At 51.3% G+C, this 20,195-nt stretch carries 19 protein-coding genes; 17 read left to right on the top strand and 2 right to left on the bottom strand.

From position 1 onward, the window contains the following. Positions 1-32 precede the first annotated feature (32 nt). Positions 33-758 (top strand): 16S rRNA (uracil(1498)-N(3))-methyltransferase, encoded by a 726-nt coding sequence (locus tag O59_RS02725; RefSeq protein ID WP_007639270.1) that lies wholly within the window; start codon positions 33-35, stop codon positions 756-758. A gap of 123 nt (positions 759-881) precedes the next feature. On the opposite strand, the gene O59_RS02730 is transcribed toward O59_RS02725, so the two are convergent. Together O59_RS02730 and O59_RS02735 are read right to left on the bottom strand one after the other, a co-directional pair. Continuing rightward, positions 882-2,027, bottom strand: a complete 1,146-nt coding sequence (locus tag O59_RS02730; RefSeq protein WP_007639271.1) for a PilT/PilU family type 4a pilus ATPase — start codon at positions 2,025-2,027, stop codon at positions 882-884. A 90-nt stretch (positions 2,028-2,117) separates the two neighbouring features. After that, positions 2,118-3,152 carry a type IV pilus twitching motility protein PilT gene (locus O59_RS02735; protein WP_007639272.1) on the bottom strand — a complete coding sequence of 345 codons (1,035 nt, stop codon included), beginning with the start codon at positions 3,150-3,152 and terminating at the stop codon, positions 2,118-2,120. 75 nt (positions 3,153-3,227) lie between these two features. Here O59_RS02735 and O59_RS02740 point away from each other — a divergent pair, with 75 nt between their 5' ends. The 16 genes from O59_RS02740 (at position 3,228) to O59_RS02815 (ending at position 20,180) form a co-directional block, all read left to right on the top strand. Next, positions 3,228-3,929: a YggS family pyridoxal phosphate-dependent enzyme gene (locus O59_RS02740; protein WP_007639273.1), complete on the top strand. Its 702-nt coding sequence runs from the start codon at positions 3,228-3,230 to the stop codon at positions 3,927-3,929. Between the two features lie 29 nt (positions 3,930-3,958). Beyond that, complete coding sequence (gene proC / locus O59_RS02745) at positions 3,959-4,807, top strand: pyrroline-5-carboxylate reductase (protein ID WP_007639274.1); 849 nt, start codon at positions 3,959-3,961, stop codon at positions 4,805-4,807. An 87-nt stretch (positions 4,808-4,894) separates the two neighbouring features. Next, on the top strand, positions 4,895-5,494 hold the full coding sequence (locus O59_RS02750) for a YggT family protein (protein WP_007639275.1): 600 nt from the start codon (positions 4,895-4,897) through the stop codon (positions 5,492-5,494). 247 nt (positions 5,495-5,741) lie between these two features. Further along, the gene (locus O59_RS02755) at positions 5,742-6,284 is read left to right on the top strand and encodes a sigma-70 family RNA polymerase sigma factor (RefSeq protein ID WP_007639276.1); all 543 of its coding nucleotides are present in this window, start codon (positions 5,742-5,744) and stop codon (positions 6,282-6,284) included. Continuing rightward, positions 6,281-6,991 carry an anti-sigma factor domain-containing protein gene (locus O59_RS02760; protein ID WP_007639277.1) on the top strand — a complete coding sequence of 237 codons (711 nt, stop codon included), beginning with the start codon at positions 6,281-6,283 and terminating at the stop codon, positions 6,989-6,991. The genes O59_RS02755 and O59_RS02760 overlap by 4 nt, the downstream gene beginning before the upstream one ends. 111 nt (positions 6,992-7,102) lie before the next feature. Then, positions 7,103-7,945 carry a Bro-N domain-containing protein gene (locus O59_RS02765; RefSeq protein WP_007639278.1) on the top strand — a complete coding sequence of 281 codons (843 nt, stop codon included), beginning with the start codon at positions 7,103-7,105 and terminating at the stop codon, positions 7,943-7,945. A gap of 172 nt (positions 7,946-8,117) precedes the next feature. Then, positions 8,118-9,707, top strand: a complete 1,590-nt coding sequence (locus O59_RS02770; protein ID WP_007639279.1) for a DUF4331 domain-containing protein — start codon at positions 8,118-8,120, stop codon at positions 9,705-9,707. A gap of 9 nt (positions 9,708-9,716) precedes the next feature. Beyond that, the gene (locus O59_RS02775; protein WP_007639280.1) at positions 9,717-10,217 is read left to right on the top strand and encodes a cadherin-like domain-containing protein; all 501 of its coding nucleotides are present in this window, start codon (positions 9,717-9,719) and stop codon (positions 10,215-10,217) included. Positions 10,218-10,350: 133 nt separating this feature from the next. Beyond that, a complete protein-coding gene (locus O59_RS02780; protein ID WP_007639282.1) occupies positions 10,351-11,484 on the top strand; it encodes a lipopolysaccharide assembly protein LapB in 1,134 nt (377 codons plus the stop codon). Between the two features lie 2 nt (positions 11,485-11,486). Beyond that, positions 11,487-12,620 (top strand): HupE/UreJ family protein, encoded by a 1,134-nt coding sequence (locus tag O59_RS02785; protein WP_007639283.1) that lies wholly within the window; start codon positions 11,487-11,489, stop codon positions 12,618-12,620. Between the two features lie 7 nt (positions 12,621-12,627). Beyond that, positions 12,628-14,703: a TonB-dependent receptor gene (locus O59_RS02790; protein WP_232283024.1), complete on the top strand. Its 2,076-nt coding sequence runs from the start codon at positions 12,628-12,630 to the stop codon at positions 14,701-14,703. Positions 14,704-14,913: 210 nt separating this feature from the next. Next, complete coding sequence (locus O59_RS02795; protein WP_007639288.1) at positions 14,914-15,504, top strand: PEP-CTERM sorting domain-containing protein; 591 nt, start codon at positions 14,914-14,916, stop codon at positions 15,502-15,504. 283 nt (positions 15,505-15,787) lie between these two features. Beyond that, a complete protein-coding gene (locus O59_RS02800) occupies positions 15,788-17,812 on the top strand; it encodes a dynamin family protein (protein WP_040391084.1) in 2,025 nt (674 codons plus the stop codon). A gap of 105 nt (positions 17,813-17,917) precedes the next feature. Continuing rightward, positions 17,918-19,060, top strand: a complete 1,143-nt coding sequence (locus tag O59_RS02805) for a homoserine O-acetyltransferase (RefSeq protein ID WP_007639294.1) — start codon at positions 17,918-17,920, stop codon at positions 19,058-19,060. Then, positions 19,060-19,647 (top strand): methionine biosynthesis protein MetW, encoded by a 588-nt coding sequence (gene metW, locus O59_RS02810; RefSeq protein WP_007639297.1) that lies wholly within the window; start codon positions 19,060-19,062, stop codon positions 19,645-19,647. The genes O59_RS02805 and metW overlap by 1 nt, the downstream gene beginning before the upstream one ends. 71 nt (positions 19,648-19,718) lie before the next feature. Next, positions 19,719-20,180 (top strand): DUF4426 domain-containing protein, encoded by a 462-nt coding sequence (locus O59_RS02815; protein WP_007639299.1) that lies wholly within the window; start codon positions 19,719-19,721, stop codon positions 20,178-20,180. Positions 20,181-20,195: the final 15 nt, after the last annotated feature.

Below are 20,195 nucleotides of genomic sequence, written 5' to 3' on the forward strand. Positions count from 1 at the left end.
AAATTAATTGATCTTTTAAGAAACTAGCGACTATGCGAATCCCACGAATTTTTACCGAACAAAATTTGCTGAGCGGCGAACAGATCGAACTGGAAGAATCCGCTTCGCACCATTTAAGCAAAGTTCTGCGCATGCAAGCCGGGCGCGAATTGATTTTATTCAACGGCGCCGGTGGAGAATTCGCTGCAACCATTCATGAAGTCACTAAAAAACACGTTATCGTCAGTGTGCAAGAACACAGCGCCGACAACCGTGAATCGCCATTGAAACTGGAGCTTGCGATTGGTATTTCGCGCGGTGAACGGTTTGAATGGGTGCTACAAAAAGCTACCGAGTTGGGCGTAACAAAAATCACCCCGTTAATTACTGAACGCACCGAAGTCAAAGTGAATGGTGACCGCCAGGAAAAAATGCATGATCGCTGGCAACATATTCTCATCAGCGCCTGCGAGCAGTGCCAACGCAATTTATTGCCGCAATTATCCGCCCCAATCCAGATTTCCGATTGGCTTCCTAGCGTCAATTCCGATTTGCGTTTTGTCTTACATCACCGCGACAGCAAAACGCTACCCGCTGAACAAAAACCGCAAAACATTACCTTGTTGATTGGTCCAGAAGGTGGATTAAGCGAGAGTGAAATCGAACAGGCCTTGGCGAAAAATTTTAACGCGCTCACCCTCGGGCCAAGAGTATTGCGCACAGAAACTGCGCCGGTTGCGGCAATTAGTTTGGTGCAGTATTTGTGGGGGGATTTTTAGTAATCGATCTGGGTGGATAATAACTACTTTTTTGGTTATCGAATGTAGGCTATCGAGTTAACTCCCCCGCCGGAAAATCCTAGCGGGGTTATTACAAAAAAATAATTATGTAAGCGTGGAAGGCTAAAACATTTTCCCGCGATTATTTTGATCGTCAGATTGGATCGACAAACTATCTGCCGCATGGGACAAATAATTTGAATCGGTTTCCGAGGCGAGTTTAATCATCAGGCGCAAGTCGTTGGGTGAGTCGGCGTGCAGCAGCGCGTCTTCGTAGGTGATTTCACCGGCGTCGTAGAGTGCATAAAGCGCTTGGTCGAAGGTCTGCATTCCTAATTCGGTGGAGCGTTTCATCAATTCTTTTAATTCTGATACTTCCCCTTTGCGAATTAAATCCTGCGCCAGTGGGGTGTTGATCATAATTTCCAGACAGGCGCGGCGGCCATTGCCGTCGGGTGTGGGGATTAATTGCTGCGCCACAATCGCTTTTAAGTTCAGTGATAAATCCATCCACAATTGGCGATGGCGATCCGCCGGGAAGAAGTGAATGATACGGTCCAGCGCCTGGTTGGCGTTGTTGGCGTGCAGCGTACACAAACACAAGTGACCGGTTTCCGCAAAGGCGATGGCGTGGTCCATGGTTTCGCGCGAGCGCACCTCGCCAATCAAAATCACATCGGGCGCCTGGCGCAGGGTATTTTTCAGTGCAACCTCAAAGGATTCGGTATCAATACCCACTTCGCGTTGGGTGATGATGCAGCCTTGATGCTGATGGATAAATTCAATTGGGTCTTCGATGGAAATAATATGGCCTTTGCTATTCTGGTTGCGATGGCCAATCATGGAAGCGAGTGACGTGGATTTACCGGTGCCGGTCGCGCCTACAAAAATAATCAGGCCACGTTTGGTCATGGCCAATTCTTTAATAATTTCTGGCAGGCCCAATTCATCCACTTGCGGAATTTTGGTTTCAATACGGCGCAATACCATGCCCGCGAGGTTGCGCTGGTAAAACGCGCTGGCGCGGAAACGGCCAATACCGCGTGCGCTTACCGCAAAGTTGAGTTCTTTTTTCTCCAGAAATTCATTGCGCTGTTTTTCATTCATTACACTCAGCACCAGCTCGCGCGCTTTTTCTGGCGCGAGTGGTGTGGCGGTCACGGGCACAACCTTGCCGTGGACTTTGATCGAAGGCGGTACACCGGCGGTGATAAATAAATCCGACGCGCCTTTTTCTACCATCAAGGACAATAACCGATCAAAATCCATAACAATGCACCTTAAATATTATTGAAAAGTTGTGCCGCAAAAAATGATTAAACCTTTTGTTTCTAACTAGACGTTTTCAGGGGATTTTAGTTAGAAGTTTTCCGGGAATTTGGCTTTGGATTTGGCGGCATCGCGGCTGATAATACGGCGCGCGACCAAATCGGCCAAGCACTGATCCATGGTCTGCATACCGAGCGATGCGCCGGTTTGGATTGCCGAATACATTTGCGCCACTTTGTCTTCGCGAATCAGGTTACGGATCGCCGAGGTGCCGCGCATAATTTCGTGCGCCGCGACACGGCCGCCGCCATTTTTCTTCATCAGGGTTTGTGAGATTACCGCTTGCAGCGATTCCGACAACATTGAACGCACCATGGATTTTTCGTTCGCGGGGAATACGTCCACGATACGGTCGATGGTTTTGGCCGCCGAGGTCGTGTGCAGGGTACCGAATACCAAGTGGCCGGTTTCGGCGGCGGTGAGTGCCAAACGAATGGTTTCCAAATCGCGCATCTCACCGACGAGAATAATGTCCGGGTCTTCACGCAGTGCCGAGCGCAGTGCTTCGTTAAAACCGTGGGTATCGCGGTGAACTTCACGCTGGTTGATCAAACACTTTTTGGATTCGTGTACGAATTCAATCGGGTCTTCAATGGTGAGTACGTGTTCGTATTTGTTGTCGTTGATGTAGTCGATCATCGCTGCGAGCGTGGTGGATTTACCCGAACCGGTCGGCCCGGTCACTAACACTAATCCACGCGGTACCGCGCAGATATCGCGGAACACATTGCCCATGCCCAATTCTTCCATGGTTAATACTTTGGAGGGAATGGTACGGAACACGGCGCCGGCACCGCGGTTCTGGTTGAAGGCGTTAACCCGGAAGCGCGCCACACCGGGCACTTCGAACGAGAAGTCGGTTTCCAGAAATTCTTCGTAGTCCTTGCGCTGCTTGTCATTCATAATGTCGTAAATCAAGCCGTGCACCTGCTTGTGCTCCATGGGCGGCAGGTTGATACGGCGCACGTCGCCGTCGACACGAATCATCGGCGGCAAACCCGCCGAGAGGTGCAAGTCAGACGCGCCTTGTTTGGCACTAAACGCCAGCAGTTCGGTGATATCCATCAGAGCAACCTTTTGTTATTCGTCTGCGCCGCAGACGTTTGTGGGCAATTTCAGCGATTTTTAAGAAAACGGAATATGCACAAGATAGACGACCAGCTCGCGAAAGTCACCGCACGAATTCATCAAGCTGCCACAGCTGCCGGGCGAAATCCGCAAACTGTGCAGTTGATCGCTGTGAGCAAAACCCAACCTGCACAAGCCTTGAGCGAAGCCTATGCTTGGGGCCAGCGCGCCTTCGGTGAAAACTACCTGCAGGAGGCGCTGGACAAACAAGTCCAGCTGGCGGGTTTGACGGATATCGAATGGCACTTTATCGGCCCGATTCAATCCAACAAAACCCGCCCGATTGCCGAGCACTTTGACTGGGTGCACTCGGTCGACCGGCTTAAAATCGCCCAGCGTTTGCATGAGCAGCGGCCTGAATCCCTGCCGCCGCTGAATATCTGTGTGCAGGTGAATATAGACGATGAAACCACCAAGTCGGGTATCAGCCTCATCGAATTACCCGCGTTAGTTGCCGCCATAGCGCCGTTGAATCGCCTAAAGCTGCGCGGTTTGATGGCAATTCCGGCGGCGACGAATAATACCGATCAGCAGCGTGTGGCCTTTGCCAAATTGCGCCTGGCGCTGGAAGCATTGAACCAGCAGGGCTATGGGCTGGATTGCCTGTCCATGGGCATGTCCGGCGATATGGAAGCGGCCATTGCCGAAGGCGCGACCCATGTGCGGGTCGGCACCGATATTTTTGGCGCGCGCGCCAAACCGGCGACCGCGTGATTACTTTTACTTTTTGTTAAGGATTTATTGTGGCTACACCAAAAATCGCAGTACCCAAGACAGCACCCAAGATTGCCTTTATCGGCGCGGGCAATATGGCCAAGGCCATTATCGGCGGCCTGCTTGCCGAAGGTTTTAATCACAGCCAGATTCTCGCTGCCGGCCCGCGTCAGGAAACGCTGGATAAAGTGCAGCAGGAATTTGCTATTGAAACCACCACTGACAATAACGCGGCGGCGGCCTGGGCGGATGTAATAGTGCTGGCGGTTAAACCGCAAATGCTTAAAGAAGTGACTCTGGCGCTGCGCGATTCGCTGTCGCATCAGCCGCTGGTTATTTCGCTCGCGGCGGGCATTACCACCGACAGTATCGGCGTTTGGTTGGACGGCGACTTGCCCATCGTGCGCTGCATGCCCAACACGCCTTCACAATTGCGCGCCGGTGCCAGTGGTTTATTTGCTAACAGTCGTGTGAATGATGAACATAAATCCCTCGCCAATGCGATTTTGGGTGCTGTTGGCATAGTGCAATGGTTGGATGACGAAGCCTTATTAAACCCGGTCACTGCCGTCTCCGGCTCCGGCCCCGCCTATTTCTTTTTAATGATGGAAGCCATGATTGATGCCGGTGTGGAGCTGGGGTTGAGCCGTGAATGTGCGACGGAGTTGACCTTGCAAACCGCGCTGGGTGCCGCCATGCTCGCCAAGGAAAGTGAGTATGATGTGGCCGAGCTGCGCCGCCGCGTTACCTCGCCCAAGGGCACTACCGAGCAGGCGATATTGTCATTTGAGCAGGATAATATCCGCGCCGTTGTCGCACGCGCCATGACGGCCTGCAGCAATCGCGCGGTGGAATTATCGGAACTATTAGGTAAGTAACGGCGCTTGTAGGTAAGTAACGGCGCCTGTAGGTAAGTAACAGCGTCTGTTGTCAGGCCAGAATTTCTTTCATCACCGGAGCTTTGCATGTTTGCCAATATTTTGCATTTGATTGCCTACAGCCTCTTGTCGCTGTTTCTGTTAATTGTGGTGCTGCGTTTTTTGCTCCAACTGGTGCGCGCCGATTTTTATAACCCTATTTCCCAGGCGCTGGTAAAAGTCACCATGCCGCTGCTGCGCCCGCTGCGCAAAGTGATTCCCAGCATTTTGGGTATAGATACCGCTTCGGTGGTGTTGATCCTGCTGGTGCAATTTATTGCCAGTGCGATTTTGTGCCTGATTATGGGCTTAACCGGTTTGATTGCGCTGCCGCATATCTTGCTGACCTGGGGGTTTGTGGGCGCGCTCACCATCATCGTAAACGTGTTCTTCTGGTGCATGATTATCAGCATCATCGGCAGTTTTATCGCGCCCATGAGCCATCACCCGCTGCTCAGCCTCGCCAATCAAATTATCGATCCGCTCTGCAAACCTATCCGCAAAGTGATTCCACCGCTAGGTGGGGTGATTGATGTCTCGCCGATTGTCGTGCTGCTCGGCCTGCAGATCGTGGAGAAAATCCTGATCCGTGAACTGGCCATTTGGCTGCAACTCAACCCGCAAGTGGTGCTGGGTTACTGGTACTAGTTTCTTTCTTGTTGCTCCCTCATTACCTGCTGGCAGTGGCGCTTATGCAACTGCCAGCGGCTATCTCCCTTCTTTTCTATTCCTCCGATACTGCCTTGCGAGTGCGCAGGGCGTCTCACTTCAGCAATTCTGTAAAAAAATTGAATCCAAAACCCGCGGCAGGCCGTAAAGCAACTGAATGGGCCACATTCTGGCGGAGTCCAGTGGCCCGATGAATCCTTAACGGTTGATAACAACGAGAATGACTATGGATCCGAATCAGGAGTTTTTGCAGCTGCTCAGCGCCACCGCGCAGGGCGATAGGCAGGCTTTCGCCAACCTCTACCAGCGCAGTGCGGGCAAACTTTACGCCGTCAGCCTGCAGATGTTGCGCCGTCGCGATTTGGCGGAAGAGGCGGTACAGGAGGCATTTGTGCGGATATGGCACAACGCGGGCGAGTATCAGCAGGAGAAGGGCGAAGTGCTCACCTGGATGATCAGCATAGTGCGCTACCGCGCGCTGGATATGCTGCGCGCCACCAAGAGTCGGCGCGAGACTGGCGCCGAGGAATTGGAAGAGGCAGTTCATCATCAGACACCCGAGCAAGAGTTGTATGAGCAGCGCGACCGGGTGCGCATCGACCGCTGCATGGATCGGTTGGAAGACAGCCAGCGCAGCGCCATCGAACTGGCCTATTTTCGCGGTTTGACCCACGTGGAAGTCTGCGCCCGGATGGAGCTGCCACTAGGCACCATCAAAACCTGGATTCGTCGCGGATTGGAACGTTTAAAGAGGTGCCTTGAATCATGAATTACCTTACCGATGAACGTCAAAATGCACTCTCGGCGGAATATGTGCTCGGCAGCTTGCAAGGCCCTGCGCGTATTCGCTACCAGCGACTGCTGATGCAACACCCAAGCCTGCGCTCCAGCCTGTGGCGCTGGGAGAGTCGCCTGAATGAGTTGGGTGCTGCACTGCCCAATGTCCAGCCCGCGCCCGAGGTGTGGGAGCGTATCCAACAGCAGTTGGGTTTTGTCAGCACCGGTGCTAGCACCGACAGGGTCAGTAATGTGCTGGCACTGCCGCAACGCAAACCACGCGCCTTGCAATGGTTCGCCGGGTTAGCCACCGCCGCGGCAATCCTGATGGCGGTCTTGCTGGTGAATCTGCAACCGGTCGAACCTTTATCGCCGGCCCAAATCGCCGTGGTGCAAAGCGAAAAAGCCCAAGCCCTGTGGTTGATTGAATTACGCGAGGACCAACTAGTGGTGAGCGCCACCGACAAGTTCACCCCGCTGGACAATCAGGACTATGAATTGTGGATGGTCGCCGCCGATGGTCGCGCGCCAATCTCACTCGGCCTGCTCCCCAAAACTGGCAAGTTGAGTTTGCCGCGTTCGGCACTGTTCGATCAGCTACAAGTCGCCGCACTCGCAGTGAGTTTGGAACCGCTGGGCGGCTCGCCTACGGGCCAACCGACAACAGTGTTGTACACGGCGGAATTGGTGGCGATGTAAGTGTTTTTGCAGGGATAAAAAGTTAGACTCCTGATTTGTCCGGTTGGTGATCTTGCTTATCAACCGGACAGTATTTCGATGTGCTAACAACAATTTACAGGATGTTAATAGATGAAAATCTTACCAACAGAATTTGATGGAAAACCTATTCGTCGCGTTTACGACGAAGAAACTGAAACCTGGTGGTTCTCGGTGATTGATGTGGTGCAGGTGCTGACTGATAGCGTCAATGCCCGGGATTACTGGTTCAAAATGAAGCTGCGTGTACATCAAGAGGACGGTGTTGAACTGTCGACATTTTGTCGACAGTTGAAAATGCCTGCTTCTGATGGCAAGCAACGCCTGACTGACGCGGCAACTGCAAAAAGCTTACTGCGCATTGTGCAATCCATTCCCAGCCCTAAAGCCGAACCCATCAAACTCTGGCTGGCGAAGGTCGGTTACGAACGTATGCAGGAAATGTCAGATCCGGGGCTGTCGCTAAATCGTGCCCGCGAAACCTGGCAGCAGCAGGGGCGCAGCGAAAAGTGGATTCAGCAGCGCATGACGGGGCAGGAGACGCGCAATAAACTCACTGATTATTGGGCAAGTCACGGTGTTAATAAAGGTGATGAATTTGCCATCCTGACGAATATTATTCACCGCGAGTGGGCCGATGTGAATGTCAAGGAGCATAAAGCGCTGAAAGGTTTGGAAAGCCAAAATCTGCGCGATCATATGAGTGAAGCCGAACTGATTTTTACCGCACTGGCCGAATTATCTACTCGCCAAATAGCGGAAGCAGAAGATGCAACCGGTATGGATGAAAATAAAGCCGCAGCCAGTCAGGGCGGTGGCATTGCCAAACAGGCGCGTATTGCACTGGAGCAAAAGACCGGTAAGTCGGTAATTAGCGATACCAATTTTTTACCGCCTACTGCTAAAACTATTAATACCAAGCCCAAAAAAGAATAGTGTGTTGATTTTGTTGTATCCAAACCCCGCCCCGCGCGGGTTTTTTTATGCCCGCTAAAAAATATTTTTGCGCACTTACACGATAATTAAAAAATAATCACAAAAAGTTGAATCCAAAAATCAACTTGAGCCGTTTGCTGTTGTGAATGTCACAACAACCAACGGAGTCATCATGAAACATAATTATTTATCGGCCGTTATTGGTACCCTCTGTGCAAGCCTGCTTGCCACGGGCAGTTTTGCATCGTCCCACCGCGAAGCGCCGAATATCACCCGCGCACCCGCGCTCGATTCAACCGATTTTTACGCGTTTAATTCCTATGAAAGCGGGCGCGAAGATTATGTCACGCTGATCGCCAACTATATTCCGCTACAGGATGCTTACGGCGGCCCCAATTATTTTGCGATGGACCCACACGCGGTGTATAGCATCCACGTGGATAACACCGGCGATGCAGTAGAAGACCTGACCTTTGAATTTCGTTTCAGCCAGGCACTGGCAGGCGGTGAAGGTGTAAAGCTGACGGTAGGGCCGGAAGGTAACAGCCGTTCAGTTGCGGTTCCTTTGAAAAATGTCGGCGGCATTTCTGCAAGCGATATGGCTGCTGCTAATTTCAGTGAAAGTTATACCGTTAAATTGCGCACAGGTGATCGTAAAACCGGTATGCGTGCCGATGTCACTATGGCGTCGGGCATGGGTATGACATTTAACAAACCACTGGATTTTATCGGTAATAAAACCTTCACTTCACCGGCAGAATATGCAAGCTACGCCAACAGTTTTATTTATGAAATTGCGATTCCCGGCTGTAGTGCCAACGGCAAAGTATTTGTCGGTCAGCGCAAAGATCCCTTTGTGGTCAATCTCGGAAAAACTTTTGATTTAGTCAATTATGTTCCTGTGGAGGGCGATAGCAGCGCCGGTGCTGGCGACGGCGGCGGCTTCCCCGGTGGTATTACCCAATCGGCAATGAATGATGATTTGCTCGATAAAAATGTCACCGCCATTTCGCTCGAAATTCCCAAAAGTTGTTTGGTGGGCAGTGGCAATGGTGTGATAGGTACCTGGACAACTGCAAGCTTGCCACAGGCGCGTATTTTAAATCCGCAGGCATCGTTTAATAAAACGGAAGTAAATGGCGGTGCGCTCACCCAGGTGTCGCGTTTGGGCAACCCACTGGTGAATGAATTGGTGATTGGTTTAAAAGATAAGGATCGCTTTTCCACTGCCGAACCAAAAAATGATGGTCAGTTTGCCGATTACGTTACACATCCCTCGCTACCTGAATTATTAAATATTTTATTTAAAGATGCGGTTAACACCACGCTCGGTGCCAATTTGCCCACGCTTGCGCCCACTAATTTCCCGCGCATGGATTTAGTCACTGCTTTTCTCACCGGTTTCCCCGGCGTCAATCAGTTAAAAACCGTTACGCCGTCAGAAATGTTGCGCTTGAACACTGGCATTACTGCAACGGCACAAGCGGAGCAATCCAATTTTGGTGTGGCGGGAAATGACTTGGCCGGTTTCCCCAATGGCCGTCGCCCGGGTGACGATGTGGTGGATATTGCGTTGCGCGTTGTTATGGGGCGTTTGTGTTATCCAATTCCTGTTGGCGGTGTAGATACCGATTTGGGATTGTGTAAACCCGAAGACGCCAATGTGGGTAATGTGCCTTTCACCGACGGTGCACCACTTAACGCGATGATGATGAAAAATTCCTTCCCTTATCTGGCCGATCCACTGCCCGGTTCTAACTAAGGAGTTGTCATGAAAATTTCTAACGCACTCTTACCGCTGATTTTGTCGGGCAGTTTATTCATCACGGCTTGTGGTGGTGACGGCGCTAAAAAACCAAAAGTCAATGCGCCACCCACGGCAAATAATGCGGCGCTCAGTACCAAGGCCGACACGCCATTTACCGGAAAATTAATGGCGAGTGATTTGGATAAAGACATGCTCAGTTTTGCAGTGGTGACAGCACCACAAAACGGCATGCTTAGCCTGCAAACCGACGGTAGTTTTAGTTACACCCCGGCGCCGGATTTTGTGGGTGCTGATCAATTTACCTTTAGTGTGAGCGATGGCAAAACCAGCTCGGCGGTAGCCACAGTCAATATCACTATTGATTTACTGACGGTTGCCATGAGCAGTTATACCCGCACGGTATTTAATCAACAGCCCAACGATACACCCTTGTCACTCAACAGCCGCAACATCACGCAAGATGTAAGTGATGAGAACGCGTTTGATGATCTGTTGGCGCCTTAACGTGAAATAGTTGTTGATTAAAAAGTTCCTTACCTTGATGCCCGCTATGGATGGCAGGCTTTTTAAAATTCATAAAAATATCTCCGTTAAAAACGACTCTATTTTATTAGCTGAATTGCAGCGGGTGTGACCGATGAAAACATTATCTTTGTTAATCTGGGTTGGATTTTATCTTGCCCTATTGTTGCCAACCGCCAATGTGTTGGCGACAACAAATGCACAAACATTGACCCAATCAAACGCACGTTATCAACCCCACTCACCAGAGCAAATTATTGCGCGTTGGGATACAACTGCCGCGCAAGTAACTAACACAACGCGGGTGATGAATGCTGATAGCATCAGCCAATTAGCGAATGATTATTTAAGCAAAGCATCACAACCGGGTTATAGCCATCTTTACGGTATAGCTGAAGCAGTGTTAAAGCCGCAGGTTGAATCCGGCAGTAATCACTTGCCAATACTCCTGGCCTGGGCGCAGGTACAACAACATCAACATCGTTTTAGTTTGGCGCAGCAAACCCTCAGCCTTATTTTGCAGCAAGACGCAGCACAACCAACGGCGCTGTTATTAAAAGCGCGCTTGCATTTAATTCAGGGCGAATTATCCGCCGCCAAAAAAACCTGTATGGCCTTACTCGGCAAAGTGGATTTAGTGTCCCTGGGTGCGTGCAGTTTGGAAGTACGCAGCAGTGAAAGTGAGCAGGCATTGCGCGAAAGCTATGCGCAGTTACAACAATTAATTGTGAGCCAAGGTTTACCCACGGATGAACGCAACCTCTGGCTATTACAAATGTTGGCGGATATGGCGCTGCGTTTGAATCAACCCGAGCGCGCCTTGCAGCATTTACAGCAGGTTAGTAATAAAAATTCCCTCAGCTATTGGGTGCAGTGGGCTGATATTAATCTGGCGCTGGGCGATTCGCCTGCGGTAATCCAGCAATTAACGCCTTTAATAAATAATGCGCCGCAGCAGGATGATGCGCTGTTGTTGCGCCTAGTGATAGCGGAAAAAAATCTGCTGCAGGATTCACCAATACACGAACAGCTTGCGCAGCGAATGCAGTTGCGTATTGCACGCGATGATCAAGCGCATGCCGCTGAAGTGGCACTGTTTTTTTTGCAAGTGCAACCGGATGCACAACAAGCGCTCTACTGGGCTGAACGCAATTGGCAACTGGCGCGGGAAGCAAGCGATAAATTATTGCTGGAACGTGCGCAACAAGCCGTTGCGCTTGACCTGACTCATTTGCAGCAGGAGGGTTAAGCATGACGCAGATAAAAATGTTGCATCGATTTTTTGTATTGCTGTTGATCAGCTGGGCTTTTACCAACCACGCTGCGGCCCACCAACTCAGTACCGCCTACGCGAATGTGCAAATTAATTCGCAGGGATTAGTAACCGGTGAGCTGCAAGTGCGCCTGTATGATTTGGAGCGTGCGCTACTGGTGGATGTGGATGGCGACGGCCAATTGCGCTGGCAAGAATTACAAAATCGTGCAGATGCCGTAAAAAAATATTTAACCAACCACTTGCAATTGACGCGCGGCAGCGAGTGCCCGGTGGTATTGGGTGATGACTGGCAAATTGATGCGCATTTTAATGAAGCTTATGTGGTAATTCCGCTGCGTGCGCAGTGTTCACTTGCTGGCGATATAGCTGTTCACTACAGCGCAATGTTTAAAGACGATGCCGACCATAAATTATTGCTGACACTTTCCAGTACCAGCAATAACAAATCATCCAGTATCAGAGTGCTGGACGATACACAGCGCCAGATAAACTGGCAGGCGGAGCAGGGCAGTAAACTTGCGACGCTGGGTGAATTTATTTATCAGGGCGTGCTGCATATTTGGATTGGACTGGACCATATTTTATTTTTGCTGTTGTTGTTAGTCGCCTGTGTGGTGGAGCGGCGCAACCATCGCTGGCAGGCGGTCAGCAATAATCGGCAAATTATTATTAACGCTTGCTGGATTGTCACTGCATTTACCCTCGCGCATTCCATCACCCTGACACTTACGGCGCTACACATTATTCAACTGCCGAGCCGCTGGGTGGAATTGGGTATTGCAGTCTCGGTATTGCTGGTTGCCCTCAATAATATTTTCCCGCTGTTGCTGCGTTTGGGTTGGCTCACCTTTGGGTTTGGTTTGCTACACGGGATGGGTTTTGCCGGCGTGTTAGGTGAATTGGGTTTGCCTGCCGATCAACAACTGTTGGCGGTGTTGGCCTTTAATCTGGGCGTGGAGTTGGGGCAAATGACAATCGTATTACTGCTGTTACCGGTGTTGATGTTATTGCGCCATTACTTTTGGTATGCGCGCTATGCCTTGGGAGGCACCTCGGCAGTGATTGCGTTGGTGGCAGTGCAATGGATTTTGCAGCGCTGGGCAGCCTAGGAAAGTGATGATGAAAAAAATACAGTATTTTTTTGCAGCGATTGTTATTCCACTTTACGGCAGCGCCAGTGAGCCGGAGCGACTTGCGCTTGCCACCGCGACAAGGCCAATGCCAGCACTGGAGAATTTAGTGGTCTACGGCCATCGCCTGAATTTAGTGGGCAGCAGCTTGGCGGCCGCAGAGGGTGTTATCGGCAGTGCTGAAATTGCCAACCGACCACTTGCGCGCACCGGTGAAATTCTGGAAATGGTTCCCGGTATGGTGGTTACCCAGCACAGTGGTTCCGGTAAAGCGAACCAATATTTTTTGCGCGGTTTTAATTTGGATCACGGCACTGATTTTGCCACCAGCATCGACACTATGCCGGTAAATATGCGCAGCCACGGTCACGGTCAGGGCTATACGGATTTAAATTTTATTATCCCTGAATTAATTCACACCATTCATTATCGCAAAGGCACTTATTACGCCGAGGTCGGTGATTTTTCCGGTGCAGGAGCGGCAGTGTTTGTAGTAAAAAATACCTTGGATAACAGTGAACTCGCGCTTACCGCAGGTGATTACGGCTATCAGCGTTTATACAGCGCGACACCAATCATTATTGATGATGGGCATTTATTAGTTGGAATAGAGGCGCAAGCTTACGCGGGCCCCTGGAAAGATATTGATGAAGACCTGCGCAAAACCAATCTGCTTGCGCGTTATTCATCGCGCCTTGCCGGCGGTGAATTTTCACTTACAGCGATGGGCTATCGCAATCGTTGGAACTCGGCCGATCAAATTCCACAGCGCGCGGTGGAGCAGGGCATGATTGATGCACTAGGCTCGCTGGATACCCATGTGGGCGGTGATGCCAGCCGTTACAGTCTGTCAACACAATGGCTGAACTCCAATTGGTCGATCAGCGCTTACCTTGTTGATTCAACATTACATTTATTTTCCAACTTCACCTATTTTTTGGATGACCCGGTTAACGGTGATGAGTTTGAGCAAGTGGATGATCGGCAACTGCTCGGCGGTGAGTTGGTGCGCAACTGGCAAACCAGCCTCGCCGGAAAATCCGCAACCCATAAACTCGGTGTGCAAATTCGCCACGATGCGATCGATGAAGTGGGCTTGTATAAAACCCGCGCGCGCGAACGTTTGTCAGCGACACGCGTGGATGCAATTGATGAAACATCGCTGGCGCTTTTTGCGCAGAGTGATATTCAACTAAGCGAGAAAATTCGTGCTCATCTGGGCTTGCGTCATGATTATCTGCAAGTGGAGGTAGATAGCGATCTTGCACAAAACTCCGGCAGGGCATCAGATGACATCACTAATATTAAAGCGGGTGTGAGTTATAGCTTTAGCGATAATGTTGAAACCTATTTAAACCTCGGTCAGGGTTTTCATTCCAACGATGCACGCGGTGCAACAATTGTGATTGATCCGCTATCGGGTGAGCTGAGTGAACCGGTGGATTTATTATCGCGCTCACAAGGGGCAGAGTTGGGGGCAAAATTATTCGATAACCGGCGCTACAGTATTTCCGCATCGATTTGGTACCTGGCGCTGGATTCAGAATTATTGTTTGTGGGCGATGCGGGCAATACCGAGGCGAGTCGCGCCTCTGAGCGCTCGGGTATCGAAATCGCCAGCTATGTCTGGTTTGCCGAGGGTTGGAGCCTGGATACCGAACTGGCCTGGACCCACTCGCGTTTTAGCGAACAACAAACCGGGCAGGGCAAGTATGTGGATGGTTCGCTGCCGTTTGTCGCCAGTGCCGGTGTGAGTTATGCGCCGGCGGCACAGGGCTTTCATGGCAATTTGCGCTACCGCTATTTTGGCGCGCGGGTTTTGGACAGTTTTAATCAGCAGCGCGCGTCGTCCACCAGTGTGGTTAACCTGGGTCTAGGCTATCGCTGGGCGCAGTGGTCGCTGGGGTTGGATCTGCTCAATCTGGCCAACAGCCGCGATCACGACATCACCTATTTTTACCCCTCGCGCCTGCCGGGCGAGGTGGACGAGGGGGTGGAGGATGTGCATTTTCATCCGCTCGAACCGCGCAGCCTACGCGTGTCGGTGCAGCTGGATTTTTGATTGCGGGTGTCGGTTTTTTTTACAGATTGTGATATTTCAAGCTTTTATCCACTGCAGTGAAATTTATTTAACTTAATGATTATTAAGGATTTATTTTATCTAGAAAACCGAATTTGGCGCGTGGATCATTTTTTGCATATAAAAGGGGGTTCATTATAGTTAGTAGAAATATTAACTATTCTATTTAGATGCTTATAAACGGACATACCTATGAAACTGAAGCAGCTCTTATTAATTCCCTTTATGTTGTTGGTCAGCATTAGCGCCAGCGCCACCATTATTGATTTTGACAGCCAGGTCGCGCCTGGTACTTTTGGGCCAAGTTCCGGTGCTGGTTTTGTGGACTCAGGTTTTGTATTCAGCACTAATATGGATGTGATTGATGTAAGTGAAACCGGTGGTTGGTGGGGTACTGGTACCGGTGGTGGCCACAGTGGCAAGTTTGCTGCGTTGAACAACTATGGCGATGATATGTTCATGACCCAGCAGGGCGGCGGTAGCTTCAGCGTGCAGGACCTGTGGCTGCACGGTTGGCAAGCTGAATGGCAAACCGGCGCTGTTATCGGCTGGTTCAATGGTAGCCTGGTAGATATGGTTGAAGTCAGTTTCAGTAGCCCCTGGCAGAACGTGGCGCTGAACTTCGCCAATATCGATACCTTGCAAATCACCTCCAGCTATTATTTTCTGGTTGATGATATCCAGATTAATAGCACCAGCGTGCCAGAGTCATCCTCCCTGGTGTTAATGGCGATTGCATTGGCTGGATTGGTCTGCCTGCGTCGTCGCAAGCAAAATGTCTAAGTAAGACAGCTTTGCAAACCCTGAAAAACGCAGCAGCTCGCTGCGTTTTTTTTGCCCCAACAATTCCCTCATCGCGAGCGGTGCGCTTCGCAATTCCCTGACAGAAAGATGTTGTAAAGTCGCAATTTAGCCGCCACTCAGCCCCCGCAATTAACCGCTGGCTGCTCAACTTCTAGCCAATGGCGCGTTTTTCGGCTTTAATGCTTCTCTACCTAAAATAATTATGTAATCACCCTTTGGTTATTTCGCTGGGTTATTACTAACAACAGACGAGATTCGCGTTATGGACGTCAGATCCTTGCATCGCCAAATGACCCATTACAACCGTTGGAAGCGCCAGTTGGATGAGCGCCTGCAGCGGTTTGAGCATTGGGGCAAGGCGCACAGCCTGTTTGGCCAGAGCATGGACAAAACCCTGCACCGCGCCCGTCAGCTGTTGCGCGGCGAGAGTTTTACCATCGCCTGCGTCGGCGAATTCTCGCGCGGTAAAACCGAGCTGATTAACGCGCTGCTCTACGCTGGCGGCGGTCGTCGCCTGTTGCCATCGCAACCGGGCCGCACCACCATGTGCCCGACCGAAATTTTCTGGGATGCTAGCCAGCCCGCCAATTGCGTGCGCCTGCTCCCCATCGAAACCCGCCGCAGTAATACCAGCCTGCAGAGTTTCAAGCGAATCCCGCAAAAGTGGGTGACTATTCAGTTTGATGCCAGGGATTACGAACAGACCCGCGCGGCGATCAATCAAGTCTCAGCCAGTAAACAGGTCAGCGTGGCCGATGCAATTAAATTAGGCTTTGCCGAGGACGAGCTGGGTGAGCGCGATGCCCAGGGCATGGTCACTCTCCCGGCCTGGCGCCACGCGCTGATTAGCCTCGATCACCCATTGCTGCGCCAAGGTCTGCGCATTGTGGACACCCCCGGCCTGAACGCGCTGGGCAACGAACCTGAACTCACCTTAAAAACCCTGCCCGATGCCCAGGCGATTCTGTTTTTGCTCTCTGCCGATGCTGGCGTGACTGCGAGCGATATGGAGATCTGGCGCGAGCATATTCAGGGCCTGCGCGACAATAACTGCACCGCCGTCATCGCCCTGCTCAACAAAATCGATAGCCTGTGGGACGACCTTACTCCCGCCGATGAAGTGGCGGCGAGCATCGATCGCCTGCGTCAGCTCACGGCGCATCAGCTTGGCCTCGCGTCACAGCATGTGGTGGCGGTGTCGGCCAAACAGGGGCTGCTCGGCAAAGTCGGGCGCAATCAGGCGCAACTGGCGCGCAGCAACTTCCCGCAGTTGGAATCCATGCTTGCGGAAGCGGTATTGCGCAACCAGCAACAAATTATCGGCCACGCGCTGATTGGTGACAGCTACGCCATGGTGATCAATACCCGCAGCGGGTTGGCCAAACGCATCGCCGAGTGCGAGGCAGAGTTGGAGAGTTTGCGGACTACCGCACCCGAGCAAGCTAACGAAAAGTTACAGGCTTTGCGCGACACTATTCGGCGCACCCATCACGAATACCATAAACAAGCACTGTCGCTGCGCACCAGTCAGCGCTTATTGGAATCCCAGCAATTGTCGCTGTTAAGCCCGATTGGCATGCCGTCACTGGACCGGCAAATCGAGGAGGCGCACAGCAACCTCGCCCAGAGTTGGACAACCTTGGGGTTAGCGCGCGCCATCGCCAGTTTCTTTGACGCGGTGGACAGCAACATTAATCACCTTGAGCGGGAGATTGAGCGCTGTAACCGCGTGCTCACCTCCATTTACGAACGCCCGGAGCACAGCCTGTCGGGTGATGATTTGATGATGCGGCACCTGCTTAAAATCCAGAAGCAGCGCCGCCAGTTACGTCAGTTACAGACCCGCGCCGAGGAGTTCCGCAAGTCGCTCACTACCGTACTCACCCATAAAAGTGCGCTGATCAGCCGTTTTATCAATACGTTGGTGCAGGAGGTGCGCGCGGTATATATGGATCTGCATCAGCACATCAATCACTGGATGCAGGAAGCATTGGCGCCGCTGTTCCATCAAAACCAATATCAAAAGCAGCTGCTGGAACACCACATGCTGCGGCTGACGCAAATGCAGTCCCAGCGCAATAGTCACGCCGAGCAGTTGCAAACCCTGCAGACCAACCTTTACCAGTTGCAATCGGCGCTGATGAGTATCGAACCGCTCTACCGCGAAATTCTGGCCGAACCCCTGGAGCCAGAATTGATGGATGATCTACCTGCCACCACCGACACCACCGGCGCGCGTGTGCTGCCCTTTGCCAAAAGCAAAGCGGTGTTGCAGGGCAACTCATAAACTCTACCTTGCAGCAGGCAGGTGCTCTCTTTAGACTGTCGCATCATTTAATGTCGATGAGCGCGCCGCCACTGGCGCGCCCACTGCTTGCGGTAAGAGATCACCATGCCAAACGAACTACCCGCCAATTCGGTGGGTCTTGTTACTCCCCGGACTCATCACTTCACGGCGCCGCTGTTGCTGGCCTGCGGGCGCACGCTCGATGAGTATGAATTGGTCTACGAAACCTACGGCCAGTTAAATGCGGCAAAATCCAATGCGATACTGATTTGCCACGCGCTTTCCGGCCATCATCACGCTGCAGGTTATCACAGCATGGACGACAAACGCCCCGGCTGGTGGGATGCCTATATCGGCCCTGGCAAACCGATTGATACCAACAAATTTTTTGTCGTTGCGCTCAATAATCTCGGCGGCTGTCATGGCTCCACCGGGCCGCGCTCCATCAACCCCGCAACAGGCAAAGCCTGGGGCGCAGATTTCCCGATGATCCGCGTGCGCGATTGGGTCGCCAGTCAGGCGCGTTTGGCCGATGTATTGGGTATTGATGTCTGGGCCGCCGTGATTGGTGGCAGCCTCGGCGGTATGCAAGTGATGCGCTGGGCGCTGGATTTCCCGCAGCGGATTCGCCATGCAGTGGTGATCGCCTCGGCAATGAAACTCTCGGCGCAAAACATCGCGTTCAACGAAGCGGCGCGCAAAGCGATTGTTAGCGACCCCAACTTTTTTGACGGCGATTACCTCGCGCACAACACCATTCCCAAAAACGGTTTGGCAGTCGCGCGCATGATTGGCCACATCACTTACTTGTCGGATTATGCGATGGGTGAAAAATTCGGCCGCGATTTGCGCAGCGGCAGTTTTGAACTGGGCATCGCGGAGCCGGTGGAATTTCAAATCGAAAGTTACCTGCGTTATCAGGGCGATAGTTTTGCCAATGCCTTCGATGCCAATTCGTATATCCGCATTACCAAAGCGCTGGATTATTTTGACTTGGCGCGCGAATACAACGACGACCCGGTGCTCGCCTTTAAACAAACCCAGGCAAACTATTTGGTGATTTCCTTCAGTACTGACTGGCGTTTTGCACCCGAACGTTCGCACGAAATTGTCAACGCATTGGTGGGCGCTAATCGTGCAGTGACCTACGCGGAAATTGAATCCAAACACGGCCACGATGCCTTTTTATTGCCGGACGAACGCTACAAGCAAGTGTTTAGTCGCTACCTTGCCGGAGTGGAAATCTGATGCGTATTGATCTCAATGAAATCCAACACTGGATCACCCAAGGCAGCCGCATTCTCGACTTGGGTTGCGGCGATGGCACGCTGCTAAAATTTTTAATCGATACCAAACAAGTGCAAGGTTATGGTTTGGAAATTGATGCAGAGCAAATCAATACCTGTATCGATAAAGGCTTGAATGTAATCGAGCAAAACCTGGATCGCGGCCTCGGCAATTTCGCCGATAAAAGTTTTGATACAGTGCTCATGACCCAAGCGCTGCAAACCCTGCATTTCCCCCATTTGGTATTGGATGAAATGTTGCGCGTGGGCAAAGAATGTATTGTCACCTTCCCCAATTTTGGCCACTGGAAAGCGCGCTTCTATTTAGCGACGCGCGGCCGTATGCCGGTATCAGACTTGCTGCCCTACGAGTGGTACGACACACCCAACATTCACTTCTGTACGTTTAAAGACTTTGAAGTGCTGTGCCGCGAGCGTAATATCAAAGTGATCCATCGCCAGGTGGTGAACGAACAGTCCGGTCAGACGCTCAAAGATTTTATGCCCAATCTGTTCGGTGAGACGGCGATTTATCATTTAAGTAAATAATGGCTTCAGGCAAATACTACTTTGCATTTTTACCTGTACCGTCGTGATTCATTCATTACAGGAGTGTTGTTATGAAAAAGTTACTACAGGGTTTTTTGTTAAGCCTGATTGCCCTAACAGCTCAGGCCCAAATTGATCAACCCAAAGAAATCGCTACCCAGCAGCAGTTTGGTGTTTACACCGTGCATTACAACGTATTTAACAGCACTGATATTCCGGCAAACGTAGCGGAAGCCTATAAGTTGGTGCGCGGTAAGGATCGGGCGCTGGTCAATATCAGTGTGACCAAAACTGAAAATGGTGCAACGAGTTTGGGTTTGCCAGCACAGGTCAGTGGTGTGCGTCGCAATTTAATGCAGCAAAAACAAACGCTAAAATTTATTGAAGTGAGCGAAGGTGACGCCACCTATTATTTAGCCCCCTTTGTTTTTAACAATGAAGAGTTATTGCATTTTGATATCGAATTAAATGTGGATGGCGCGGCGCGGCCGCTTAAGATTACTTTTAATCGCACACTTTATGCGGATAAATAACAGCACCTATTGAAT

This window comes from Cellvibrio sp. BR (assembly GCF_000263355.1).
GTDB lineage: Bacteria > Pseudomonadota > Gammaproteobacteria > Pseudomonadales > Cellvibrionaceae > Cellvibrio.